This window comes from Corynebacterium sp. 51B (genome assembly GCF_008930785.1).
Lineage (GTDB): Bacteria > Actinomycetota > Actinomycetes > Mycobacteriales > Mycobacteriaceae > Corynebacterium > Corynebacterium megadyptis.
The window spans coordinates 271,970-295,614 of sequence record NZ_PQMK01000002.1 but is presented as its reverse complement, the minus strand read 5'-3'; the positions used below and the strand labels follow the sequence as shown (position 1 = coordinate 295,614).

The following is a 23,645-nucleotide window of genomic DNA, read 5'->3' as shown; positions in this document are numbered from 1 at the left end:
GGATGGTGCAGAGAAGAAAGGGCGGCGTCGATAAGCGGCACAGCACCTGGGCGCAGCGCATAGCCGCAGAACCGAGCCGCGGCACCGGATATTAGATGCCGGCCTCGGTGATACCGCGTAGTTCTTTCTTCAGATCGCGGATCTCATCGCGCAAACGGCCCGCCAGCTCGAATTTGAGTTCCTTGGCGGCGGCAGACATCTCCGCGGTGAGCGAATCAATGAGGCTGCGCAGCTCCTCTTGGGGCATGGAGGAGATATCGCGTTTATCCACCAGCGCGGCGTCGGCGGCCGCATCGGGGCGCGCCTCGCCCTCTTCCGCGTTGTCATAGACCTGGTCCAGGATATCGGCGATTTTCTTGCGCAGCGGCTGCGGGTCGATGCCGTGTTCGCGGTTATAGGCGAGTTGCTTCTCGCGGCGCCGCTCAGTTTCGTCGATCGCGGCCACCATGGATTCGGTCACCTTATCGGCGTACATGTGCACCTCGCCGGAGACATTGCGGGCAGCGCGGCCGATGGTCTGGATCAGCGAGGTGGTCGAGCGCAAGAAGCCTTCCTTGTCCGCGTCGAGGATCGCCACCAGCGACACCTCCGGCAGATCCAGGCCCTCGCGCAAGAGGTTGATGCCGACCAATACGTCATAGGTGCCGGTGCGTAGTTGGCGCAGCAGCTCCACGCGCTGCAGCGTATCAATATCGGAGTGCAGATAGCGCACCCGCACCCCATTTTCCAGCAGATAATCGGTGAGGTCCTCGGCCATCTTTTTGGTCAGGGTGGTCACCAGCACGCGCTCGTTTTTCTCGGTGCGCAGGCGAATCTCGTGGATGAGATCGTCGATCTGGCCTTCGGTCGGTTTCACCACGACCTTCGGATCCACCAGCCCAGTGGGGCGAATAATCTGCTCCACGAACTCGCCGCCGGTAGCGGCAAGCTCATAGGGGCCGGGGGTGGCGGACATGTAGACGCATTGGCCCTTGCGGGCGTCGAATTCATCCCAGGTGAGCGGGCGGTTGTCCAGCGCCGAGGGCAGGCGGAAACCGAAGTCCACCAGGTTGCGTTTGCGCGACATGTCACCTTCGAACATGCCGCCGATCTGGGGCACGGTCACGTGGGACTCGTCGATGATGGTGAGGAAGTCTTCGGGGAAATAGTCGATCAGGGTAGCCGGAGCAGAGCCTGCGGGCCGGCCATCGACGTGCCGAGAATAGTTCTCGATGCCGGAGCAAAAGCCCACCTGCTGGATCATCTCCAGATCATATTCCGTGCGCATCCGCAGCCGCTGCGCTTCGAGCAGTTTGCCGCGATTCTCGAGGTCCTCGAGGCGCTCTGCCAGCTCGGCCTTGATGTCTTCTACCGCCTTGGCCATGCGTTCCTCGCTGGCCACATAGTGGGTGGCGGGGAAAATGCGCAGCTCTTCTACCTGGCGGATCGGATCGCCGGTGACGGGGTGAATGTAGTAGAGGGAATCAATCTCATCGCCAAAGAACTCCACCCGCACCGCGAGCTCCTCATAGGCGGGAATGATATCCACCACATCGCCCTTGACACGGAACGCGCCGCGCACAAAGGCCACGTCGTTGCGATCGTATTGGATGTCTACCAGCAGCCGCAGGAAGCGATCCCGCTCCACTTCTTCGCCCACGCGCAGCACCACCGAACGATCCAGATAGGATTGCGGGGTTCCGAGACCATAAATGCAGGAGACGGAACTAACGACCACAACGTCGCGCCGCGAGAGCAGCGCCGAGGTGGCGGAGTGGCGCAGGCGCTCCACATCGTCATTGATGGAGGAGTCCTTTTCGATATACGTATCGGTCTGCGCCACATAGGCTTCCGGCTGGTAGTAGTCGTAGTAGGAGACGAAGTATTCCACCGCGTTATTCGGCAACAGCTGCCGCAGCTCATTGGCCAGCTGGGCGGCAAGCGTCTTATTCGGCGCCATCACCAAAGTGGGGCGCTGCACCTGCTCGATCAGCCACGCCGCCGTGGCCGATTTACCGGTACCGGTAGCGCCCATGAGCACCACGTCCCGCTCGTTGTTGTTGATACGAACAGTGAGTTCCTCGATCGCCCGCGGCTGGTCGCCGGCCGGTTGATACTCCGAGATCACCTCGAATTTCCCGTTCGAGCGTTCCACCTCGCCTACGGGGCGAAACTCGGACTCGGACAACACTGGGTGCTCTGCTGCAAAAGCCATAGCCTCGAGACTACCCGCACGTGTTGGCCCGCTCCCATAGCTGCTCAACTTGGGCGGCTAACTCGTCTATGCTCCCGGAATTATCCAACACCACATCAGCCGCCGCGCAGCGCTCCTGCTCCCCCATCTGCCGCGCAATACGATGACGCGCATCCTCTTCATCCAGTCCTCGCTTATCGACGAGGCGCTGCAGGCGCAGCTCCTCCGGGGCGGAAACCACCACAGTGATGTCCACCGCGCGATCGAGTCCGAGCTCGATAAGCAGCGCCGAATCGTGCACGATGACCTCCGCCCCACTCTCCGCCGCTTCGGCGAAGAACTCGCGGGTGCGCTCGGCGATGCGCGGGTGGGTGATGGCGTTGAGGCGCTCGGTTCGCTGCTCATCCACGAAGGCCCGCTGCGCCAGAACTCTTCTGCGTAGTACCCCAGAATCGTCGAGAATATCCTCGCCAAACTCGGCCGCGAGTTCCGCGAGTGCCGGCTGTCCGGGTTCAACGATCTCTCGTGCGATGAGGTCTGCGTCGATAATGAATGCCCCCTTTTCCTTGAGGATCGCCGTCGCTGTGGACTTCCCGGAGCCGATGCCGCCTGTGATGCCAATGATCGTCATGATGTCTTAGTCTACGGGCGTAAGCTTGAGCCGGTACATACTACGGTCGAGAGAAAGACGAGGTCACACATATGGTGTCGCCACATAAGCTCGTGGTGATCGGAGTTGGGCACGTGGGAAGCTATGTGCTCGCTGACGCGATGAAAATGGGGCTCTTCGGCGAGATCGTGACGATCGACCTCGCCGAGGGGGTGGCCCACGGCGAGGCCCTAGATCAGCATCACGCTACCGCCCTGAGTTCCATGACCTCCACGGCGGTGCGCGCTGGAGACTACAGTGACTGCGCCGACGCGGATGTCATTATCTGCGCCGCCGGCCCCTCCATCATTCCTTCCGCGGAGAACAGCACTCCTGATCGTGCCGAGCTCGCCTCCATTAACGCGGCGGTGATCCGCGATGTGATGAAACAGGTGGTGGACTACACCCGCGATGCGGTGGTCATCATGATCACCAATCCCTTGGACACCACCCTCTACGTGGCGGAGAATGAGTTCGACTACCCCGCCGGGAAGATCTTCGGTACCGGCACCATGCTTGACTCTGCGCGACTACGCAGAATAGTTGCGGACAAGCTCAGGGTGTCCCCGCTGAGCGTCAGCGGCTACATGATGGGCGAACACGGCCTGTCCGCTTTTCCCGTGCTCTCGCATCTAAGCGTGGGCGGATTGTCCGTCGCCGAGCTGGAGCAGACCTTTACTGGGGTGCACCTCGATCCGGAGCGTCTCGCCGAGGACACCGTCCAGGCCGCCTACGAGGTATTGAACTCCAAGGGCTGGACCAATGCCGGTGTGGCGCAGTCCGCAGTACTCATGGCGCGGCACGTCTTGCTCGATGAAAAGGTGATCGTGCCGGCCTGCACCACCGCCCGCGGCGAGTATGGTTTCGATGGCGATGTGGCGTTCTCCATGCCCACCCTGCTGGGTCGCGGCGGCGCCGAGCGACGCTTCGCTGTCTCGCTCAACGACTGGGAAGAGGCCGCATTGGAGCGCTCAGTGGCGGCGATTCGCACCGCCATCACCGCCGCCCAGACCACCTAGGCCCCGCCCCACGAGGGGCGGCGAGGGGCGGGTTCTCCCCCATCCAGACACAAGCCAAGGGGCGCTGCGTGATCGCAGCGCCCCTTGTATTTGTGTGCTCATCGCTGCCCGCTAGGCGGGCTGAGGCGAGAGGAACGGAGGTTTAAGCCTGAGGCTTATTTATCTTCCACGTCGAGGAAGACGGTGCCGTGGGAGATGGTGCCATAATCGGCAACGACGTTGATAGCGCCGTGCTTCTTGTGGTTGGTCACCAGCACCGGGGTGATCGGCGAGTAGCCGGCGGCCTCGATGGCGGCGCGGTCGAACTTCAGCAGCGGAGTGCCAGCCTCGACCACATCACCCTTGCTCACGAGAACCTCAAAGCCCTCACCCTTCATATTCACGGTGTCCAGGCCCACGTGGATGAGCATCTGCAGCCCATTGTCGAGCTTCAGGCCCACGGCATGACCGGTGGGGAAGGTCATAATGACCTTGCCGTCGCCCGGGGCGTATACGGTGTCGCCGGAAGGATCGATGGACGCACCCTTGCCTACAGCACCCATGGCGAAAGCCTCATCGGGAGTGTCGGCCAGCGGCACCAGCGTGCCGTCCAAGGGAGCCTCGACCTTCTTCTCGGTCTTGACTGCGGTAGCGGTGCCAGCAGCAGCTGCACCCGCGGCCGGAGCGGCGGCAGCCGGGGCGGCCTCCGATACACCAGCGGCCGGAGCAGAGGCCTCGGCAGCCTCGGCAGCCTCGTCCTCGGCGATGCGGGCGCGCACCTCATCCTTTTCTTCCTTCGAGCGGTAGTCGAAGAAGACCACGAGGAAGAAGGAGGTGAAGAAGGCGACAGCCAAACCGATGGCATAACCCAGGGTGGGGGTCATGGCCGGGATGGTGAGCAGCGAGGTGAACACGAAGGCCTGAGCCTTAATGCCGAACAGGCCCATCACGATACCGCCGGCGAAACAGCCAGGAAGTAGTCGCAGGTAGGTCTTCTTGAAGCGCAGCACGATGCCGTACAGGCTGGGCTCGGAGATACCACCAAGCAGGCCGGCGGCAAGACCACCGGTGGCAACCTGACGCATCTGGCGGTTGCGCTCACGCACAGAGACCACCAGCACACCGGCGACGAGGCCGAAGCAGGCAAAGTTCCATGCGCCCATGGGGCCTTGGATGACGTCGAAGCCGAAGGTGGCAATGTTCTGCAGCATGACGGCGTTGAGCGGCCAGTGCAGGCCCAGCGGCACCAGGAAGGGGTACAGCAGCGGGATGATGATAGCGAGGATGAACGGCGAGAACTCGTAGGTGTTCATGAACAGTCGAGCGATACCGTCACCGATGAAGATACCGAAGGGGCCCACCACGAAGGCGGTCAGCGGAATCATGACCAACAGGGAGATGAAGGGCACGAACACCATCTGCACGGCTTCGGGAATGACCTTCTTCAGGCCCTTCTCCACCCAGAACAGACCGATGGCGGCCAGCAGCGGCGGGAAGACTTGTCCACCGTAGTTGTTGAGCACCAGGGTCAGGCCGGCGACATCGATCTTGTAGATATCGATGCCCTCGGTGGCGCCCTGCTCCACGACGGTGTGGATATTGTCCTTCAGCCCGATGAACTCGGGAGTGAGCAAGGCGGCCGGAATTGCGGCGCCCACCCATTCGTTTGCTCCGAGCTTCTTGGCTGCGGAGGCACCCACCATGATCGGCAGGAAGTAGAACACAGAGCGCCACATAGCGTGCATGAGCACGTAGACGCCGGACTGCTCCGCCAGCGGTTCATCGAATGCCTGGATGCCTGCGGTGTCGAGCAGCACCAAGATGGTGATGATCAGCGAGGCGCCGAGCAGAGCCCACAGAATGGGACGGAAGGTATCGGAGAGGAATTCGAAGGCGAAGTCCACCCAGCCGAATTTGCCGCGAACACCGGAGTACTCCTTCTTCGCGGACTTCTTGGAGGCACCAGCTTCGCCGCCGGCGATGTGTTCCATGCCGGGCAGCTTGACGATGTCGTTGTAGTAGTTAGCTACGCCGCCACCCATGATCACTTGCAGACCATTGGATCCCTGCGGCACAACGCCCATCACTTCGGGAATATTGTCGAGAGCGTCTTGATCCGCCAATGAGCGGTCGCCTAGTTGCATACGCAGGCGAGTAGCACAGTGCGTAAACGAGTCAATGTTTTCAGGTCCGCCAAGATTGGCCAGTATGGCCTCGGCGGCTGACGCATTCTTAGTCGCCATTGCGTCTACCTTTCGTAGAGAGTTTATGAGAAAAGACTTAGGCCCACCCTACTTGGTAATCCGAAAAAGACTCGCGCCGCAGTTCGTCGCACCAGGAGCATTAGTGGGCATATTTGAGCCACCAATAGAAATTGTGGGTTTCTGTCCGATTCGCCACCATCGTGTGTGGCATCACGATAATTATAGGACACAAATCCACTCACACATAGCGCCGCTACTATGCCGTAGCTCACATTTACTTAGTGCGCCCTAATGACAATGAGAATAATAAACACGCAGTTAAAAGGCCTGAGTGCTGGTTTTCACGGCTCCTGCCGCCCCGCGCTGCGGCGTCTCCCACGCCGCAGTAATGCCCTGTGTACGGGCATTTTATTAGTGCCCGAATAAACATTTTTCTCCCTATCGACCCCACACGAAGCCACACCGCATGGGTGTGCTACGGGGCTGTAGAAAAACTGCACACTCTTTTGCGTAGTGGCACAAAAAAGTGCCCTACCCCCAGGGGTAGGGCACTTCCTTGAGATGACGCGTGAGCGGTCACCGAGAGGAGGCTTAGTTGCCTTCCAGCTTCTCCTTCAGGGCAGCGAGCTGCTCGTCGGAAGCGAGGGAACCACCGGTGGTGGCTGCGGCCTCGGCTACGCCAGCGTCAGCGCTGGAGTAGTTGGAGGCTGTACCCTGCTGCTCGCCGGCCTCGGCAGCAGCCTCGGCTGCGGCGCGGTGACGCTCGATCTGCTGGGTGTGCAGCTGGAAGCGACGCTCGGACTCTGCGTAGCGAGCCTCCCATTCCTGGCGCTGCTCGTCGAAGCCCTCGAGCCACTCGTTGGTCTCCGGGTCGAAGCCCTCCGGGAAGATGTAGTTGCCGTTCTCGTCGTAGGAGTCGGCCATACCGTACTTGGAGGGATCGAACTCCTCGGAGTAGTCGTCGTCAGCCTGCTTCAGGGACAGGGAGATGCGGCGACGCTCGAGATCGATGTCGATGACCTTGACCATGAGGTCTTCGCCAACGTTGACAACCTGATCCGGCACCTCGACGTGGCGCTGAGCCAGCTCGGAGATGTGGACGAGGCCCTCGATGCCCTCTTCGACGCGCACGAACGCACCGAAGGGAACCAGCTTGGTGACCTTGCCGGGCACGATCTGGCCCACAGCGTGGGTGCGGGCGAAGACGCGCCACGGATCTTCCTGGGTGGCCTTCAGGGACAGGGACACGCGCTCGCGGTCGAGATCGACGTCGAGAACCTCAACGGTGACCTCGTCGCCCACGGTGACAACCTCAGACGGGTGGTCGATGTGCTTCCAGGACAGCTCGGAAACGTGAACCAGGCCGTCGACACCGCCGAGATCGACGAAGGCGCCGAAGTTGACGATGGAGGAGACGACACCCTTGCGCACCTGACCCTTTTGGAGCTGGTGCAGGAACTCGGAGCGAAGCTCGGACTGGGACTGCTCGAGCCATGCCCGGCGGGACAGGACCACGTTGTTGCGGTTCTTGTCCAGCTCGATGATCTTGGCCTCGATCTCCTGGCCGATGTACGGCTCGAGATCGCGGACGCGACGCATCTCAACGAGGGATGCGGGCAGGAAGCCACGCAGCCCGATGTCAAGGATCAGGCCACCCTTGACAACCTCGATAACGGTACCGGTGACGGGCTCGTCGTTGGCCTGGAGCTGCTCGATGGCGCTCCATGCACGCTCGTACTGAGCGCGCTTCTTGGACAGGATCAGACGGCCTTCCTTGTCCTCCTTGGTGAGAACAAGTGCGTCGATCTCGTCTCCGACCTCGACAACCTCTTCCGGATCGACATCGTGCTTGATGGACAGCTCACGAGAGGGAATAACGCCCTCGGTCTTGTATCCGATGTCGAGCAGAACCTCGTCGCGATCGACCTTGACCACGGTTCCCTCAACGATGTCACCATCGTTGAAGTACTTGATGGTGGCGTCGACGGCTGCGAGGAAGTCCTCAGCGGAGCCGATATCGTTGACGGCTACCTGAGGGGTGTTGTTGGTGGGCATATGTTAGTTGCTCCGAAAAATGTTGAAATAGGAATCTCGAATGGACAGGAAACGTATCTCTTGACGAGTAGATCGTGCGCTGTATTTGACGCTCTGACCAGCTTGTTCAATCTCACGCGCCCCATTTTCAGCCGTCCTATTACACCTGAAAACCGTGGACGCGTTGCGACACGCCTCCAACACTTTACTGCACGTTTTCGCTTCCGGCAAATAGAGTTACCTGCATGAACTCTCGTTTCACACCCGCCACATTTTCCGCAGCGAACCGCTCGTGGTGGGACCACGACGCCGCCAATTATCACGCCCAACATCCCGAGTATCTCTCCTCTTTCTATTGGTGCCCAGAGATGCTGCACGAAGAGCAGGCGCAGCTGTTGGGTGATGTCTCCGACACCACGGTGCTCGAGCTCGGCTGCGGCTCCGCCCCCTGCAGCCGCTGGCTCGCCCAGCGCTTCCCCACCGCCCGCATCATCGGCGTAGATATCTCCGAGCAGATGTTGCGTCGCGCGGCGATTGACGACGCCACCCTCCACCTGCTCCACGCCGATGCCCTAGCTCTACCGCTGCGCCCTGGGAGCGTGGACACCGTTTTCTCGGTCTTTGGCGCGCTGCCTTTCATCGAGGATCTCTCCGCCGCCTTCGCCGAGGTCTCCCGTGTGCTGCGCCCCGGCGGGCGCTTCGTGTTTTCCGTCAATCACCCCATGCGCTGGATTTTCGCCGATGACCCCAGCGCCGAGGGACTTCACGTGGCGTATTCCTATTTTGACGACGCCTATACGGAGGCGGATGATCAGGGCGTGCTTTCTTATGCTGAAGGCCACCACACGGTCTCCGACTACGCCAATGGTCTGGTAGCCGCCGGTCTCAGTATTCGTCACATGATCGAACCGGAGTGGCCAGAGGATCTCGAGACCACCTGGGGCCAATGGTCGCCGCTGCGGGGACGCATCTTCCCAGGCACGCTCATCATTTCCGCGCGCAAGGACTAAGACAGCACTCCCAACCGGCCACCTTATAAGAAAGGACACCCGCGGCTTCATGGGCGGCATCCTCACCAGCTACGGCATTATTCTCGGCCTGATCGCCGTGGGTTTCGCCGTGGGCTCTACACGGGTCATTGCGTCTGAGGAGCAGCGCACAGTACTCGACCGCCTCGCCTTCTATGCCGCGCTGCCGGCCCTGTTGTTCACGGTCTTCGCCCGCTCCGAGCCGCAGCACATGTTCTCTCCCGTGGTGGTGGCAACCTCGGCGGCGGCGGTGATCACCGCGGGTGCATTCGTCGCTATCGCCTGGGCGGGTGGCTGCCGGCATCGGGCGGATTTGACGATCGGGGCGGCGTCGTCAAGCTATATGAACTCCAATAACATCGGCCTGCCGGTGAGTCTCTACGTGCTCGGTAGCGCGGCCTATGCGGCGCCGGTGGTGTTATTTCAGGTGTTGATCTACGCCCCCATCATTTTGACGCTGATCGATCGCTCCTCCTCATTGGTGGTCGCGGTGCGCCATGCGCTGCTCAGCCCGGTGGTGCTGGGCGCAGCCGCGGGGCTGGTGGTGGCGTGGAGTGATCTGACAGTGCCCGATATGGTGTTTCGCCCGGTCGAGGTGCTGGGCGGGGCGGCCATTCCCCTGATGCTCATGAGTTTCGGCGCCTCGCTCACGACTGCCACCCCGCTGCGGGATCCGCAGGCGCGCACGCTGACCTTCTGGGCGGTGGGACTGAAACAGCTGGGCATGCCGCTGGCCGCGCTCGGTGTGGGTATGCTGCTGGGGCTTGATCACCAGCAGCTCTTTGCGGCCATGATTCTCGCGGCGCTACCGACCGCGCAGAATGTGTATAACTACGCATCCAACTACGGCCGCGATACCCGCGTGCCGCGCGATACCGGGCTGATCACCACCTTCACCGCATTACCGGCGATGATGGTGATAGCCGCATTCTTCGGTTAAACGCTGCTGCGTAGTAGCAGCGTCTAGTGCGCGGCGGCGTCCCAGTTCACGCCGGCCCCGACGGAGACCTCCAGCGGCACAGACAAGCGCACAGCCTTGTCCATCTCTTCTTGCAGGATCTCCACGACGGTGTCCTTTTCCCCTGGGGCGACCTCCACCACGAGTTCATCGTGTACCTGCAACAGCAGCCGCGAGCGGAGCTGCCTATCCTGCATCACTTGGTACACGCGCAGCATGGCGATCTTGATGATGTCGGCGGCTGTGCCCTGGATGGGCGCATTCAGCGCCGCGCGCTCAGCGTTTTCGCGGGCGACACGATTGGTGGAGCTCAGCTCCGGCAGGTAGCGACGCCGGCCGAAGAGGGTGGCCGTGTAGCTATCATTGCGGGCCTGCACAACGACGTCGTCGAGATAACGCTTCACCCCGCCGAAGCGCTCGAAGTAGGTGGCCATGATCTCTTTGGCCTCTCCAGGCGAGATGTCCAGCTGCTGGGAGAGCCCATAGGCGGACAGCCCATAGACCAGGCCATAGGACATAGCCTTGACGCGGCGGCGGATTTCCGGGGTGACCTCGTCGACGGGCACACCGAACACGCGGGAGCCGACGAAGTTGTGCAGGTCCTCGCCGCGGCGATAGGCCTCGATGAGCCCGGGATCCTCGGAAAGATGCGCCATCACGCGCATCTCGATCTGGGAATAGTCGGCGGTGACGAGGCATTCGTGGTCCCGGTCGACGACGAAAGCGGAACGGATATGGCGGCCCACCACGGTGCGCACGGGGATGTTCTGCAGGTTCGGCTCGGTAGAGGACAAACGCCCCGTCGAGGTCACCGTCTGATTGAAGGTGGTGTGGATGCGCCCATCCGGCTGCACGGACTTGATCAGCCCGTCCAGGGTGGTCTTCATCTTCTGATATTCGCGATGGGCCAAGAGGTGATCGAGGAAAGGATGCGGGTGGGTGCGGGCGAGGTTCTCGATTTCCTTGGCTGCGGTGGAATAGCCCGTCTTGGTTTTCTTCGTCTTGGGCATCTCGAGGGTCTCAAACAACACCACCTGCAGCTGCTTCGGGCTGGAGAGATTCAGGCTCTCGTCGCCGGCGATCTCGCGGGCGGCCTGCACTTCCGCGGCAACGTGTTCGATGAAGGAATCACGCTGCCGCTCTAGGCTGTCGATATCCACGGCGATACCGGTGTGTTCCACCTCGCCGAGCACGCTCACCAGGGGCAGCTCGAGATCCCGGTAGAGCTCGAAGCTATCGATCTGCTGCAGCTGCGTAGTAAGTTCCTCGGCCAGCTCGATAATCGCCACGCCCTCCGCTGCCAAGAGCTCGGATTGCGCATCGTCGAGCAAGCTCATCTGACCGCTGTCCTCGGCCTGCTCGAGCTGCCGCTGCAGATGGCGCTGGTAGATATCGTTGAGCGCATAGGTGCGCTGGCCCGGGCGCAGCAGATAGGCGGCGATAGCAACATCGTGGGCGATGCCGCCCAGGATCAGGCCGCGGCCGCGCACCATGTGATAGACGGCTTTGGCGTCGTGCAGCAGCTTGGGGCTGTCCGATTCCAGCCACGCGGCGAGCGCCTGCTCGTCCTCCGGATCCAGCTCGGCCACCTCGGCGATGACCGCACTACCCGTCGCATCCACCAGCGCAATGCTCTGCAGATCCCCGCGGCCGGCGGCAGCCGTGCCGCGCGCTGCCAGAGCGAGCGGTTCCTGCTGGCGCTGTGTGAGCCACTGCGCCAAGGAGCTGGGCTTATCGACGCTCACCTCCAGACGCTGCTCCTCTTCTACTACAGCCGCATCCCCATCGCTGGGCAGCGCGCTGAGCACCCGCTCGCGCAGATTCGAGCCGAATTCCAGCTCATCGAAGCGCTCGGCCACATCGGCGGCGTCGGCCGGGCGCAGTTTTAGCTGCTCGGGGGTGATATCGAGGGATAGGTCAGTAACCATCCCAGTGAGTTCGCGGTTGAGCTGCACCTGGTCCAAGCGGGCGCGCAGGTTATCCCCGCGCTTGCCGCCGATATCGTCGGCATGCTCCACGACGCCCTTGAGGCTGCCGTATTTCACGATCCACTGGGCGGCGGTCTTTTCCCCCACCAGCGGAATATTGGGCAGATTATCGGAGGGATCGCCACGCAGGGCCGCGAAGTCGGGATATTGGGTGGGGGTGAGACCGTATTTCTCTTCCACCGCCGCAGGCGTGAAACGCTTGAGGTCGCTGACACCCTTCATGGGATAGAGCACCGTAGTCTGCTCATTCACCAATTGCAGATAGTCGCGGTCGCCGGTGACGAGCAGAATCTCATAGCCCTCGGGCTCGGCCGCCTTGGTGAGGGTGCCCACGATGTCATCGGCCTCGTAGTTCTCCATCTCCACGGTGACGATATTGCAGGCCTCGAGCACCTGCTTGATCAGCCCCACTTGCCCCTTGAACTCCTCCGGAGTGGCCTCGCGCTGGGCCTTGTACTCGGGAAAGAGCTCCGTACGGAAGGTGGTGCGGCCCACATCAAAGGCCACGCCCACGTGGGTGGGCTGCTCCTCTTTCAGCAGAGAGGAGAACATGGACATAAATCCGTACACCGCATTTGTGTGCTGGCCGCCGGAGGTGGAGAAATTCTCCGTTGGAAGGGCATAGAAAGCGCGAAAGGCCATGGAGTGGCCGTCGATAAGCATCAAGCGTGGCGTCGGATCAGTCATAGTGTCTCAGTTTAGGACAGCTCGCGGGATGCCGATGTAGCGCGGTCATGGCTAGCCGCGGCGGGCAGAGAAAAACCAGCGGAGGCGCCCCCTCGAGTGGGTTGCTGCCTCCGCTGGTCACTGTGCCCCAGGTGAGACTCGAACTCACACTGGACGGGTTTTGAATCCGTTGCCTCTGCCAATTGGGCTACTGGGGCGCGAGACATCATTATAGAGCACCCCATGAAGGAAGGATAAATCACCTGCCTAGGGCTTCACTATGGCCGTTCCCACACCTTCGCGGCGGCCACGAGTGTCGTTTCGTTGCGCCCCTTGCTGCTGTCGTATAGTCGCTTAAGCACAGCACCGCGGCGGCAATGGGCCTGTGCCCCAGCCCCGCAGCCAAGACGAGAAAAGAGAGTCGCTGCACACACCATGAGAATCAATCCTGTCGAAATCCTCAACAACGCCTTCCGCGGTGCCCTCATTGCGCTGGCGGAGCTGGTCCCCGGGGTCTCTGGCGGCACGATCGCCCTCGTCGTCGGCGTCTACGAGCGCGCCATCGCCGCCGGTGATGGAATCCTGGCCGCCTGCAAGGCACTGCTGAGCAACCGCAAGGAGGCCGCGGCCCGCTTTAAAAACCTCGACTGGGCGTTGCTGATCCCGCTGGTCGGAGCCATGGCGATCACCATTTTGCTCATGGCTGGGGTGATGGCGAGCTTCGTGGAGAACCAGCCGGAAATCGCCCGTGGTCTCTTCCTCGGCATGGTTGCCGCCTCCATCGTGGTGCCGCTGCGCATGGTGGACGCCGCCGCTCTGCGCCGCAAGCGCATCCCGGCGATCATCGCTTTTACTCTTGCCGCGATCGTCACCTTCATCGCCACCGGCGCGTCCTCGGCGCCGCAGAGCAACCCGGCGCTTCCGGTGTACTTCTTTGCCGCCATGGTCGCGGTGTGCGCCCTCGTCCTGCCGGGTGTCTCCGGTTCCTTCCTGTTGCTGGCGCTCGGGCTCTACCAGCCGGTCCTCAACGCGGTGCATGAGCGCGATCTCACGGTCATGGGCGTGTTCTTCCTCGGTGCCGTCACCGGTATCGCCCTGTTTATCAAGCTGCTCAACTACCTGCTCACCGCCCATCGCACCCTCACCCTCATCACCATGAGCGGACTCTTGCTGGGCTCCCTGCGGGCCCTGTGGCCATGGCAGAATGACGCCGCCGAGGCCATGGCACCGGATGGAAATATGCTCATCGTGTTTGCCTTCACCCTCCTCGGGGCACTGATCGTTCTCGGCTTGGTATGGATGGAAACATTCACCGCACGCAAGGCTCCCGCCGCCATCTAGGCTGCGATCACCGCGCCGCGACGTCGTGAAGCTGCTGCTCACTACGCAGCACACGGCCGCAGGCGCGGTTTTTTTCTGTCTCCACAAGTATGCGCTAGGGTGAATATCATGCATAAGTTTTCAGCGCAGCTTCTTCGTCGCCTCACCGCCGGCGTCCTCGCGGTGAGTGTGGCCTGCAGCGCGAGCGCATGCGTGGTTAATGAAGAAAATGGGCACCCAGAAGGCTGGCAGGACATTCAACCCGAGCCCAATCCGGATGTGGTTGCTCTCGTTCCCCCAGAGATCGCCGAGGCCGGCGTGATCACCATGGCCACCAATCCGCCCTTCGCCCCCGCGGAGTTCAAGGACTCCCACGGCACCATCATTGGTTTCGATATTGACCTCGCGCGTGCCGCGGCCGCCACGATGGGGCTGAAGCTCGATGTTCGCCAGCAGGACTTCAACATGATTCTGCCCGCCATCTCCTCGGGCACCATCGACTTCGGCGCCTCGGGAATGACCGATAACGAGGAACGCCGCCGCAAATACGACTTCGTGGACTATCTCACCGCCGGCATTCAATGGGCCGCGCCGCCGGATAGCGGCGTGGATCCCGATAACGCCTGCGGACTCACGGTGGCCGTGCAGCGCGGCACCGTCTCAGAATCGGATGATGTTCCCGCCCGCTCCGAGGCCTGCGTCGCAGCCGGCAAGGAACCGATCACGATCTTGGCCTATGATGACTCCGACTCGGCGGCGCTCGCCGCGGTACTGGGCCGCGCCGATGCCTACTCGGCGGACTCCCCCATCAGCGCCTGGGCGGTGGAACGCTCCGAAGGAAAGATCGAATTGATCGGAGACATCACCGACGCCGCCCACTATGGCTGGCCCGTAGACAAGGGCTCTCCCCTCGCCCCGGCCCTCGCCGCCGCCTTGCAGTCGCTCATCGACTCCGGCGACTACGAGGCCATCATGACCCAATGGGGCATCTCCTCCGGGCTGGCCGATAGCGCCGCCATCAATGGCGAGGACATCTAATCCCGCGGGCCGCCGCCTGCCACCTCTTGAACTCTTCGAGCACGTTAGACATTAGGACAATCTCATGACTCATCCCTCCACCGGCGCGAGCTCTGCTGCCGCCGACGCCGCCCCCATCGTGGCCAAGCCGCTGCGCCACCCCGGGCGGTGGGTATTCGCCGCCATCTTGCTGCTGCTGACCGTGTGGTTCTTTATCTCTGCGGCGCGCAACGAGGCCTATGGCTGGGACACCTACGCCCAGTACATTCTCGATCGCCGCATCGCTATCGCCGCCCTGCACACCCTCGCCATCACCGTGCTGGCGATGATCATTGGCGTGGTGCTTGGTGCCCTCTTAGCGGTCCTGCGCATGTCGCCCAACCCGATTATGCGTGGTGTCTCCTCGATCTATTTGTGGATCTTCCGCGGTACTCCCGTCTACGTGCAGCTGGTGTTCTGGGGGCTGCTGAGCTCGATCTACTCCTCGATCGGGGTGGCGGGCTTTGAGCTCAGTCTGGAAGAAGCCCTGCGCAACACGTTTTTCCTCGCCGTGATCGGGCTGGGCCTCAACGAGTCCGCCTATATGGCCGAGATCGTGCGCGCCGGTATTCAATCCGTGCCCGAGGGCCAGACCGAGGCCTCGAAGGCGCTGGGCATGAGCTGGTGGCAAACAATGCGCCGCACCGTGCTCCCCCAGGCAATGCGCATCATCATTCCCCCGACGGGCAATGAGCTGATCTCCATGCTCAAAACCACCTCGCTGGTGGTGGCCATCCCCTACGCCGGGGAGCTCTATGGCCGCGCCACCGACATCGCCAACGCGATCTTCGAACCCGTCCCGCTGCTGCTGGTAGCCGCCACCTGGTATCTGCTGGTCACCTCCGTGCTCATGGTGATCCAGCACTATGTGGAACAGCACTTTGATAAGGGCTCCAGCCGCGAACTCACCGCCCGCCAACTGGCAGCGCTGGCCGACGCCGAGGGCGTTCCGCCGAACAATGTCACCATCAGTAACTCGACCACCCCGAAAAGGAAGTAATTACTCATGACACTCATGGTTGACGCCCAGAAGGTTGTGAAGAACTTCGGGCAGCTGAAGGTTCTCAAAGGCATCGACATGCAGGTGGAGAAAGGCAGCGTCACCTGCCTGATCGGCCCCTCTGGTTCCGGTAAATCCACCATGCTGCGCTGCCTGAACCACTTGGAGCGCATCACCGCGGGGCGGCTCTACGTCGATGGCGAGCTCATCGGCTACAAGCAGCGCGGCAACACGCTCTATGAAATCTCGGAGAAGGAAGCCGCCCAGCAGCGCGCCGATATCGGCATGGTCTTCCAGAACTTCAACCTCTTCCCCCACCGCACCGCCTTAGAAAACATCATGGAGGCACCCATGGTGGTCAAGAGGGTCTCGGCCGCCGCAGCCAAGAAGCGCGCCCAGCAGCTGCTCGAGGAAGTCGGTCTCGGGCACAAAGCCGAGGCCTATCCCCTGCAGCTTTCCGGCGGCCAGCAGCAGCGCGTAGCCATTGCCCGCGCCGTGGCCATGGACCCGAAGCTCATGCTCTTCGACGAGCCCACCTCCGCCCTCGACCCCGAACTAGTCGGCGAGGTCCTCGGCGTGATGCGCCGCCTCGCCGAACAAGGCATGACCATGGTCGTGGTCACCCACGAGATCAACTTCGCCCGCGAAGTCGCCGATCAAGTGGTGTTCATGGCCGATGGTGTGGTGGTGGAATCCGGCACGCCCGAGCAGGTGATTGATCATCCCACCCAGGAACGCACCAAGGAGTTCCTCTCCTCCATCCTCTAGTGCTACTACGCATCAGAGTTCGTGCGCGGCGCGCAGCCGCTAGGAGAGGCTGAGTACTCCGCGAATCAGCGCAGACAGCCCACCGGCCGTGGCCAGAATGAGTGCCAGCCGGTGGGCTTTATCGCGCGGAATCAGCGCGGCACAGCGCACCCCGAGATAAATACCGAGCAGCATCGCCACCACTCCCACCGGCCAGATCTGTACCGGGGTACTCGACAAGCTGCCGGCTCCGAGCAGGAGCTTCATAATGAGCGAGACTAGGCCGGAGACGATAAAGATCGGCTGCAAGGTGGCGGCATAGCTGCGCTGCTCCCAGCGGCTGGCTGCGGCATAGACGGTGATGGCCGGCCCCGCGACACCCGCGATGGTATTCATAAAACCGCCCACCACCCCGGAGATCGCGGCGGGCAGCGCCCCGGAACACTGCGGCACCCAGCGTTTGCCATAGGTTACTACGCACAACGCCACCAGCAGCAGCGCCCCGACCAGAATCATCAGCCACGCCGCGGAGACGGCCCGAATCAGCAGCGCCGCGGGAATAGAGCCGAGCACCAACACCGAGCTGATGATGCTGAACATGCGCCAATCCACCCACTGGCGCACCGTGCCGGTGGTGATCGCCGCATTGACCACGGCCAGCACATTGAGCACCATGATGCCTTCGATCGGCCCGAGCAGCACGCTCAGCACCGGCGCGGCAATCAGCCCCAGCCCCATGCCGGACACGCGCTGCAGCAAGGAGCCGAGCACCACAATGAAGAAAACTATGAACGCACTGAGCATTCATTTAACGTAGCGGAGCAGAGCCGTGCGCGTTGCCATGAGGTGCGTGCTGCAGGCCCTTATCGACGTCGCCCCGCCGCCCTAGCAGCCACAGCCACAAGCACCTACTCTTGGGCGAGTTTCTCCGCCATGGCTGCCGCCACCGGCCCGGGCAGCATGCTAGACACATCGCCGCCATAGCGGGCCACCTCCTTGCACAGCGTGGAGGAGATGTGACCATAGTGCTGCTCGGTGAGCAGGAAGAAGGTATCGATCCCGCTGAGCCGTTTATTCATCTGCGCCATGGGCAGCTCGTATTCATAGTCGAGGGAGCTGCGCAGCCCCTTGACGATGACGTCGATGCCTTCTTTCTGGGTGTAATCCACCAGCAGTCCCGTCCAGGTGTCCACTCGAACATTGGGCAGATGCGTAGTAGCTTCCTGCACCAACTGGGCGCGCTCCTCGACGCTAAACATGCCCTGCTTATGCGGGTTGTGGGTGATGAGAACGACCACCTCATCGAAGGTGGCGGCGCTGCGGGTGATGATATCGAGGTGCCCCAGGGTCACTGGGTCGAAGGAGCCGGGGCACACACTGCGGGTGGGGGTGGGCATGGAGGCGTGGTCTTTCTAAGTGGTGCTGGTTACAGCAGGATCTGCCGCATCGGCGCTGGCGTCGGCGCTGGCGTCGGCGCTGGCATCGACGGCACTGGCGTCAAAGACAGCCATGTCCATCCGGGCGATGCCATAGGTGCGCTTTTTCAGTTTCTGCCCGGTCGGGGTAAAGCAGGCCGGCCACGCGGTCTCGGGAGAGTCGATATGGCGCTCCACCACCACGGCGGCGCCATCGCGCAGCGTCGGAATGAGGGCGCGCACCATCTCGGCGACGGCCTCATCGGCGAGATCATAGGGCGGGTCGGCGAGCACCATGTCGAAGTAGTCGCGCGGGGCCGAGGCCAGATAGCTGGAGGCGGCACGCTCCTCGATGTGGATATCGGCGTGCGGGATCAAGTCCGCGTTGCGCCGAATCACAGCGGCCGCCGGCGGGTGATTCTCCACGAAGACGGCGCCGCGGGCGCCGCGGGAGACGGCCTCGAGGCCGAGAGCCCCAGAGCCGGCGAAGAGATCCAGCACCATCTTGTTCTCAAATCCGAAGCGCACCTGGAGGGAGGAGAACAGCCCTTCCTTGGCGCGGTCGCTGGTGGGGCGCGTGCCCTTGGCGGGCACCGCGAGCTTTCGGCCGCGAGCCCAGCCGGAGATGATACGAGGGGAACCCATGATGTCGTTAAGCCTCCTTGGTGGCGGGGTCAGATGCGGTGGAGGTGGCGTCGAGAAGCTCGAGCAATTCATCGCCACCGAGACAATCACCGAAATCCTCGACAGCGAGTGCGCCCACTACCCCAGGGCCTGGGGCGTGCACCGCCGTTTCGAGCTTCACGGCCTCGATGATGGCGAGCTCATCGCCGGTGCGGACCTGCTGGCCCGGCTCCACCGTGAAACGCACGATGCCAGCAAAGGGGGCGAAAATCTTCATGCCCCACAGCTTAACAACGCTAGGACTTCTCGATGAATTCTTGCGTATCCTCCTCGACCTCACTCACGAGCTCGCGGGCCCAGTCGGGATCGGTGCGCACATAGTCCATGGCATCGGCATAGGCCTGCTCAATAATGTCCCCATCGTCGATCAAGCTCAAAAGCTTGACTCTCCGGTGTCCGCCGGACTGGTCGGTGCCGAGCACATCGCCTTCTTGGCGGGTGCGGAGATCCAGCTCTGCGAGCGCAAAACCATCGGTGGTCTCCGCGACGCGACGCAGACGTTCAGCGGAGGGACTCTCGGCCGGCTGCGCGGTATGGAACAGACACAGCGCAGCGTGCGCGCCACGGCCGACGCGCCCGCGCAGCTGGTGCAGCTGGGAGACACCGAATTTATCGGCTTCGCGCACATACATCACCGTGGCATTGGGCACGTCGATGCCCACCTCGATAACCGTGGTGGAGACCAGCACATCGATACCGCCGGCGGCGAAGTCGCGCATCACATGATCCTTGGTGGCCGACTCCATCTTGCCGTGCAGCATGCCCACCTCCAGTTCGGGGAAGATCTGGCTGGAGAGCTGCTCGTGCATCTCATAGACCCCGCCCTCGCCGTCGATACGCGGACACACCACGAAGCATTGTCTGCCCTGCTGCACCTCCTCGCGGATGCGCTCCCAGGCCCGGTTCACCCAAGCGGGTTTGGACTCGGGCACCACCGAGGAGGTGATCGGGCGGCGACCGCCCGGGAGTTCCCGCAGCATGGAGATCGCGAGATCGCCGAAGCTCGTCATGGCGATGGTGCGTGGGATGGGCGTGGCCGTCATCACCAGCATGTGTGCCTGCAGGCCATCTCCGCGGGCCAGCCGCAGCTTATCGCGCTGCTCCACACCGAAGCGATGCTGCTCATCGACCACCACGAGCCCGAGATCGAAGAACTCCACGCCTTCTTGCAAAAGCGCGTGGGTGCCGACCACAATATCGGCCTCGCCGGAGACGATATCGAGCAGCGCTTGGCGCTTGGTGGCCGTCGGCGCCGAACCGGTGAGGCAGGTGATGTGGACTCCGCCTACCCCGCCCATGCCGGCCGTATCCAGCAGCGCCTGCAAAGAGCGGGTGTGCTGCACCGCGAGTACCTCCGTGGGGGCGAGCAAGACGGCCTGACGGCCGGCATCGACTACCTGCAGCATGCCGAGCAGGGCCAGCACGGTTTTACCGGAGCCCACCTCGCCGAGCAGCAGCCTACTCATCGGCTGGGTGCGGCCGAGATCCTCGTTGATCTCGCGATGGACCGCCCGCTGGCCGGAGGTGAGACTAAAGGGGAGGCGAGCCACAAGCTGGGCGGCGCGCGACCCAGCGGCATCGGTAGCGCCGGCGCTGTCCACAGCAGGACAACTCGGCGCTACTTTCTCCGCATTGTCCACGGTGCGTAGTGCCATCACTAGCGCCAGGGTGAGCGCCTCGTTATATTTCAGCCGCTGGATAAACGGCAGCGGCCCCCGGCTATCGGGTTGGTGAATACCGCGCAGGGCCGCATCGAGGCTGGGCAGCCCGTGTGGGGCAGGCTCGCCGAGGGGATCGGGGATGTGCTCGAGCGCGCCCAGCACGCGATCGACGGCGGCCATGAAGCGCCACGAGGTCACGCCTTTGCGCATGGGATAGACCGGCAGGTAGTCCATGGTGGCGAAGAGCTGCTGGATGGCCTCGCCATCGCCATAGGATTTCAGGTCATTCATGTTGCTCACCGGCACCTCACCGGAGTCCGGGTCCGGCAGCGTGTGGAAGCTGGGATGGCTCAGCTGCGGCCGGCCACGGTAATACTTCACTTTGCCGGTGAATATCGCGCGGGTGCCCACCTCGAGGGTGCGGTCGAGCCAGTGGGAGTTAAAGAAGCTGATACCGATGAGTGTGCGCCCATCGGAGACGGTGATGCGGGTCAGCCGCTTCGGCTTCTTCCCCTGCTCGGACGCCAGATAGCGGGAATTGGCCTGCACCACGGTGCCGACGCAGGTCACCACATCGCCTTCTTCCACCGATTCCGCCAGCACATCCGAGCCATAGCGCGACCAGGCCCGCGGATAATGCTCCAGCAGATCGGTGACGGTATACAGCCCCAGTTTCTCCCGAATGACGCGGGCTTCTTTCGCCGGCAGCAGCGTAGATAGGCGCCGCTCGTCCTTCCAGCCCAGCACGGTCTATTCCACCCCGATCTCCGCTGCGTAGTTCATCCCCCGCGCCGGATAGACGCTGAGCTCAATATCGCGCTGCTCCAGCACCTCCTCCTGCAGCAGCGCACTCAGCTGCTCTACCCCACTGGCATCACTGAGCAGCACGGTCACGAGTTCGGACTCTGGCCGCAGCAGCCGTTCGCAGGCTGCAGCCACCGCCGCATCCAGGGTGCTGGCGCAGGCGAGTTCTTCGCTTGTCGACGCCGCCCCCGAGCCAGTATGCGCCACGTACTGGTTCGGCTCTGCACTGATATAGCTGGTACGCATCGCGGAGGCGGCCTCGGACATCGCATAGCAGTCCACCACGAGCGGTTGGCGGGGATCGTGCACGGCGATAGCCGCCAACCCAGACACCAGCTGGCTGGTGGGCACCAATTGGATAAACACCCCGCTGGCATGGGCGGCTAGTTCGGTAGAGACCAATTCCCGCTTGGAGAGCATCCCATTGGGCAGCACCGAGACTTCCTTCGCGCCGACTGTAGAGATGGCCTCGCCGATCTTTTTCACCGTGTCCTCCCCCGCGCTCGCTGGCGCCACCACGGTGGCCCCGGACGCCTCATAGAGCTCGGCGAGTTCGCCGTGCGGGCACAGGGCGATGATGATGCGCCGCTGCTGATCCACACGAGCAGATTCCGGCTCCGGCTCGGGCAGGGCCTCGAGATGCAGCTGGGAGACCTCGCCGGCATAGCTATAGGCGGTCTCGATGATGGTGCCGGGCTGCTCGGAGTGAATGTGTATCCGGCCCTGATAGTCCCCGGCGCGGGCGAGCACCAGGCTATCGCCGAGTGGCTGCAGGGCGGCGTAGAGCTCGTCGATGTCCTCGCCTTCGTAGTAGAACATCACCTCGAGGTAGGTGCTACTACGCATCTGCGTAGCAGTGCCGCGGTGCGGGGTGATGACGGAGAGATCCTGCACCGGCACCGTGGAATCGATTTGTTGGGCGAGCGTCTCGAGAAGCACCACGAGCCCAGCTCCCCCAGCGTCGACGACTCCCGCCTCGCGGAGGACATCGAGCTGCGAGGGCGTGGCATCGAGGGCGCGCTGGGCGGCGGCGGTGGCAGCGAGCACGACCTCGGCCAGATCATTCGAGCCGGTGGCGTCGGCGGCCACGGCAGCTGCCCGCAGCACGGTTAGTACTGTTCCTTCTACCGGCTCGTTGATGGCCTCATTAACCATGGCCAGGGCCGTGTTGAGGGAGGTGCGCACCATGGTGCCGTCAATGCCGCCCCCGGCTGCGGCCAATGCCACCGCCCGCAGCACTTGGCTGAGTACCATTCCGGAGTTTCCCCGCGCCCCGCGCACGGAACCCTGGGCGAGGGCTGTGGCGACGTCGTTGACGTCGAGTGGCTGCGGGGAGGCGTCGATAAGCGTCTCGAGATGCGCCAGTGCGGCTTCCATCGTGTGCGCCATATTGGAGCCGGTGTCCGAGTCCGGCACGGGGAACACGTTCAGCGCATTGATTTCCGCCCGGCGCGCCGCGAGCTGCGTGGCGGCGGCGCGTGCCCACGAGTGGAGTTCTTTGGGGCCGAGCGTGGTGGGGGCTGCTGAAGTCATAGTGACACTACAGTCTAGTGTTTCGGCTGGGATGCGTGGGTGGGGTGTGGATCGAGTCGCCAGTCTATGGGCGTGGCGCCGAGCTTGCTGAGGATGTCATTGGTGCGGGAGAAGGGGCGGGAGCCGAAGAAGCCGCGGGAGGCGGACAGCGGCGAGGGGTGCGGCGAGCAGATACACGGGGTCTCGCCGAGGAAGCGTTGGGTGTTTTGGGCGTCGCGTCCCCACAAGATAGCCACCAGCGGGGTGTCGCGTTCGGCGAGGGCGGTGATGGCGCATTCGGTGACCTCTTCCCAACCGTGGCCGCGGTGGGAGCCGGCGCGCCCTGGGCTGACGGTGAGTACGCGGTTAAAGAGTGCAACACCTTGTTCGCACCAGGCGCTCAAGTCGCCGTGTTCGGGTGGGGTGATGCCGAGATCGGAGTGGAGTTCGGTGTAGATATTGTTCAGGCTGCGCGGCAGGGGGCGCACATCGGGTTGGACGGAAAAGGACAGCCCCATGGCATGGCCGGGAGTGGGATAGGGGTCTTGGCCGACGATGAGCACCTTGATCTCGTCGAAGGGATAGCTGAAGGCGCGCAGCACGTCGCTGCCGGCGGGCAGATAGCCGCGCCCGGCGGCGTTTTCGGCGCGGAGAAACTCTCCCAGCTGGTGGATGGTGTCGGCGACGGGGGCGAGCACGGGCGCCCAACTGTCGTGCACGGGCAAGTCGGTGGTGGTCATGGCGGTGC

At 62.9% G+C, this 23,645-nt stretch carries 19 protein-coding genes and 1 tRNA gene; 7 read left to right on the top strand and 13 right to left on the bottom strand.

Annotated elements, in window-relative coordinates:
* Positions 1-91 precede the first annotated feature (91 nt).
* Both uvrB and coaE read right to left on the bottom strand, forming a co-directional pair.
* Positions 92-2,194: an excinuclease ABC subunit UvrB gene (gene uvrB / locus GBB14_RS04265; RefSeq protein WP_151530267.1), complete on the bottom strand. Its 2,103-nt coding sequence runs from the start codon at positions 2,192-2,194 to the stop codon at positions 92-94.
* Positions 2,195-2,204: 10 nt separating this feature from the next.
* Complete coding sequence (coaE, locus tag GBB14_RS04260) at positions 2,205-2,804, bottom strand: dephospho-CoA kinase (protein WP_151530268.1); 600 nt, start codon at positions 2,802-2,804, stop codon at positions 2,205-2,207.
* A gap of 71 nt (positions 2,805-2,875) precedes the next feature.
* On the opposite strand from coaE, the gene GBB14_RS04255 reads away from it, so the two are divergent.
* Positions 2,876-3,841 carry an L-lactate dehydrogenase gene (locus GBB14_RS04255; protein WP_151530269.1) on the top strand — a complete coding sequence of 322 codons (966 nt, stop codon included), beginning with the start codon at positions 2,876-2,878 and terminating at the stop codon, positions 3,839-3,841.
* A 155-nt stretch (positions 3,842-3,996) separates the two neighbouring features.
* Here GBB14_RS04255 and GBB14_RS04250 read toward each other — a convergent pair whose 3' ends face one another.
* Both GBB14_RS04250 and rpsA read right to left on the bottom strand, forming a co-directional pair.
* Positions 3,997-6,063: a glucose PTS transporter subunit IIA gene (locus GBB14_RS04250; RefSeq protein ID WP_151530270.1), complete on the bottom strand. Its 2,067-nt coding sequence runs from the start codon at positions 6,061-6,063 to the stop codon at positions 3,997-3,999.
* A gap of 552 nt (positions 6,064-6,615) precedes the next feature.
* Positions 6,616-8,079 (bottom strand): 30S ribosomal protein S1, encoded by a 1,464-nt coding sequence (gene rpsA, locus GBB14_RS04245; RefSeq protein ID WP_151530271.1) that lies wholly within the window; start codon positions 8,077-8,079, stop codon positions 6,616-6,618.
* A gap of 224 nt (positions 8,080-8,303) precedes the next feature.
* On the opposite strand from rpsA, the gene GBB14_RS04240 reads away from it, so the two are divergent.
* Both GBB14_RS04240 and GBB14_RS04235 read left to right on the top strand, forming a co-directional pair.
* Complete coding sequence (locus tag GBB14_RS04240; RefSeq protein WP_151530272.1) at positions 8,304-9,068, top strand: class I SAM-dependent methyltransferase; 765 nt, start codon at positions 8,304-8,306, stop codon at positions 9,066-9,068.
* A gap of 49 nt (positions 9,069-9,117) precedes the next feature.
* Positions 9,118-10,026 (top strand): AEC family transporter, encoded by a 909-nt coding sequence (locus GBB14_RS04235; RefSeq protein WP_151530273.1) that lies wholly within the window; start codon positions 9,118-9,120, stop codon positions 10,024-10,026.
* A 23-nt stretch (positions 10,027-10,049) separates the two neighbouring features.
* Here the strand turns inward: GBB14_RS04235 and polA are convergent, their stop codons facing one another.
* Both polA and GBB14_RS04225 read right to left on the bottom strand, forming a co-directional pair.
* Positions 10,050-12,719: a DNA polymerase I gene (gene polA / locus GBB14_RS04230; protein WP_151530274.1), complete on the bottom strand. Its 2,670-nt coding sequence runs from the start codon at positions 12,717-12,719 to the stop codon at positions 10,050-10,052.
* Between the two features lie 123 nt (positions 12,720-12,842).
* A tRNA-Leu gene (locus tag GBB14_RS04225) sits at positions 12,843-12,916 on the bottom strand.
* A 217-nt stretch (positions 12,917-13,133) separates the two neighbouring features.
* Here GBB14_RS04225 and GBB14_RS04220 point away from each other — a divergent pair.
* From GBB14_RS04220 to GBB14_RS04205, 4 genes are all read left to right on the top strand, one after another.
* A complete protein-coding gene (locus tag GBB14_RS04220; RefSeq protein ID WP_151530275.1) occupies positions 13,134-14,039 on the top strand; it encodes a DUF368 domain-containing protein in 906 nt (301 codons plus the stop codon).
* A gap of 108 nt (positions 14,040-14,147) precedes the next feature.
* Positions 14,148-15,056 (top strand): ABC transporter substrate-binding protein, encoded by a 909-nt coding sequence (locus GBB14_RS04215; RefSeq protein WP_151530276.1) that lies wholly within the window; start codon positions 14,148-14,150, stop codon positions 15,054-15,056.
* Between the two features lie 64 nt (positions 15,057-15,120).
* Positions 15,121-16,074 carry an amino acid ABC transporter permease gene (locus GBB14_RS04210; RefSeq protein WP_151530277.1) on the top strand — a complete coding sequence of 318 codons (954 nt, stop codon included), beginning with the start codon at positions 15,121-15,123 and terminating at the stop codon, positions 16,072-16,074.
* A 6-nt stretch (positions 16,075-16,080) separates the two neighbouring features.
* Positions 16,081-16,842, top strand: a complete 762-nt coding sequence (locus tag GBB14_RS04205; RefSeq protein WP_151530278.1) for an amino acid ABC transporter ATP-binding protein — start codon at positions 16,081-16,083, stop codon at positions 16,840-16,842.
* A gap of 39 nt (positions 16,843-16,881) precedes the next feature.
* On the opposite strand, the gene GBB14_RS04200 is transcribed toward GBB14_RS04205, so the two are convergent.
* The 7 genes from GBB14_RS04200 to GBB14_RS04170 form a co-directional block, all read right to left on the bottom strand.
* Positions 16,882-17,625 (bottom strand): sulfite exporter TauE/SafE family protein, encoded by a 744-nt coding sequence (locus GBB14_RS04200; protein ID WP_151530279.1) that lies wholly within the window; start codon positions 17,623-17,625, stop codon positions 16,882-16,884.
* A 104-nt stretch (positions 17,626-17,729) separates the two neighbouring features.
* Complete coding sequence (coaD, locus tag GBB14_RS04195; protein WP_151530280.1) at positions 17,730-18,218, bottom strand: pantetheine-phosphate adenylyltransferase; 489 nt, start codon at positions 18,216-18,218, stop codon at positions 17,730-17,732.
* Between the two features lie 15 nt (positions 18,219-18,233).
* Complete coding sequence (locus tag GBB14_RS04190) at positions 18,234-18,881, bottom strand: RsmD family RNA methyltransferase (RefSeq protein WP_151530281.1); 648 nt, start codon at positions 18,879-18,881, stop codon at positions 18,234-18,236.
* A gap of 7 nt (positions 18,882-18,888) precedes the next feature.
* Positions 18,889-19,137 (bottom strand): biotin/lipoyl-containing protein, encoded by a 249-nt coding sequence (locus GBB14_RS04185; protein WP_151530282.1) that lies wholly within the window; start codon positions 19,135-19,137, stop codon positions 18,889-18,891.
* A gap of 19 nt (positions 19,138-19,156) precedes the next feature.
* Complete coding sequence (locus tag GBB14_RS04180; RefSeq protein ID WP_151530283.1) at positions 19,157-21,328, bottom strand: ATP-dependent DNA helicase RecG; 2,172 nt, start codon at positions 21,326-21,328, stop codon at positions 19,157-19,159.
* Between the two features lie 3 nt (positions 21,329-21,331).
* Positions 21,332-22,918: a DAK2 domain-containing protein gene (locus GBB14_RS04175; RefSeq protein ID WP_151530284.1), complete on the bottom strand. Its 1,587-nt coding sequence runs from the start codon at positions 22,916-22,918 to the stop codon at positions 21,332-21,334.
* Positions 22,919-22,932: 14 nt separating this feature from the next.
* On the bottom strand, positions 22,933-23,637 hold the full coding sequence (locus GBB14_RS04170) for a uracil-DNA glycosylase (protein ID WP_151530285.1): 705 nt from the start codon (positions 23,635-23,637) through the stop codon (positions 22,933-22,935).
* Between the last annotated feature and the right edge of the window lie 8 nt (positions 23,638-23,645).

What these genes read in the sequence shown, in the direction of transcription:
- GBB14_RS04255 (WP_151530269.1), top strand. Translation starts at nt 2,876, where the DNA reads ATGGTGTCGCCACATAAGCTCGTGGTGATCGGAGTTGGGCACGTGGGA.
- GBB14_RS04175 (WP_151530284.1), bottom strand. Translation starts at nt 22,918, where the DNA reads ATGACTTCAGCAGCCCCCACCACGCTCGGCCCCAAAGAACTCCACTCG.
- GBB14_RS04210 (WP_151530277.1), top strand. Translation starts at nt 15,121, where the DNA reads ATGACTCATCCCTCCACCGGCGCGAGCTCTGCTGCCGCCGACGCCGCC.
- GBB14_RS04220 (WP_151530275.1), top strand. Translation starts at nt 13,134, where the DNA reads ATGAGAATCAATCCTGTCGAAATCCTCAACAACGCCTTCCGCGGTGCC.
- GBB14_RS04250 (WP_151530270.1), bottom strand. Translation starts at nt 6,063, where the DNA reads ATGGCGACTAAGAATGCGTCAGCCGCCGAGGCCATACTGGCCAATCTT.
- GBB14_RS04215 (WP_151530276.1), top strand. Translation starts at nt 14,148, where the DNA reads ATGCATAAGTTTTCAGCGCAGCTTCTTCGTCGCCTCACCGCCGGCGTC.
- coaE (WP_151530268.1), bottom strand. Translation starts at nt 2,804, where the DNA reads ATGACGATCATTGGCATCACAGGCGGCATCGGCTCCGGGAAGTCCACA.
- coaD (WP_151530280.1), bottom strand. Translation starts at nt 18,218, where the DNA reads ATGCCCACCCCCACCCGCAGTGTGTGCCCCGGCTCCTTCGACCCAGTG.
- GBB14_RS04190 (WP_151530281.1), bottom strand. Translation starts at nt 18,881, where the DNA reads ATGGGTTCCCCTCGTATCATCTCCGGCTGGGCTCGCGGCCGAAAGCTC.
- GBB14_RS04235 (WP_151530273.1), top strand. Translation starts at nt 9,118, where the DNA reads ATGGGCGGCATCCTCACCAGCTACGGCATTATTCTCGGCCTGATCGCC.
- GBB14_RS04240 (WP_151530272.1), top strand. Translation starts at nt 8,304, where the DNA reads ATGAACTCTCGTTTCACACCCGCCACATTTTCCGCAGCGAACCGCTCG.
- rpsA (WP_151530271.1), bottom strand. Translation starts at nt 8,079, where the DNA reads ATGCCCACCAACAACACCCCTCAGGTAGCCGTCAACGATATCGGCTCC.
- GBB14_RS04185 (WP_151530282.1), bottom strand. Translation starts at nt 19,137, where the DNA reads ATGAAGATTTTCGCCCCCTTTGCTGGCATCGTGCGTTTCACGGTGGAG.
- uvrB (WP_151530267.1), bottom strand. Translation starts at nt 2,194, where the DNA reads ATGGCTTTTGCAGCAGAGCACCCAGTGTTGTCCGAGTCCGAGTTTCGC.
- polA (WP_151530274.1), bottom strand. Translation starts at nt 12,719, where the DNA reads ATGACTGATCCGACGCCACGCTTGATGCTTATCGACGGCCACTCCATG.
- GBB14_RS04200 (WP_151530279.1), bottom strand. Translation starts at nt 17,625, where the DNA reads ATGCTCAGTGCGTTCATAGTTTTCTTCATTGTGGTGCTCGGCTCCTTG.
- GBB14_RS04170 (WP_151530285.1), bottom strand. Translation starts at nt 23,637, where the DNA reads ATGACCACCACCGACTTGCCCGTGCACGACAGTTGGGCGCCCGTGCTC.
- GBB14_RS04205 (WP_151530278.1), top strand. Translation starts at nt 16,081, where the DNA reads ATGACACTCATGGTTGACGCCCAGAAGGTTGTGAAGAACTTCGGGCAG.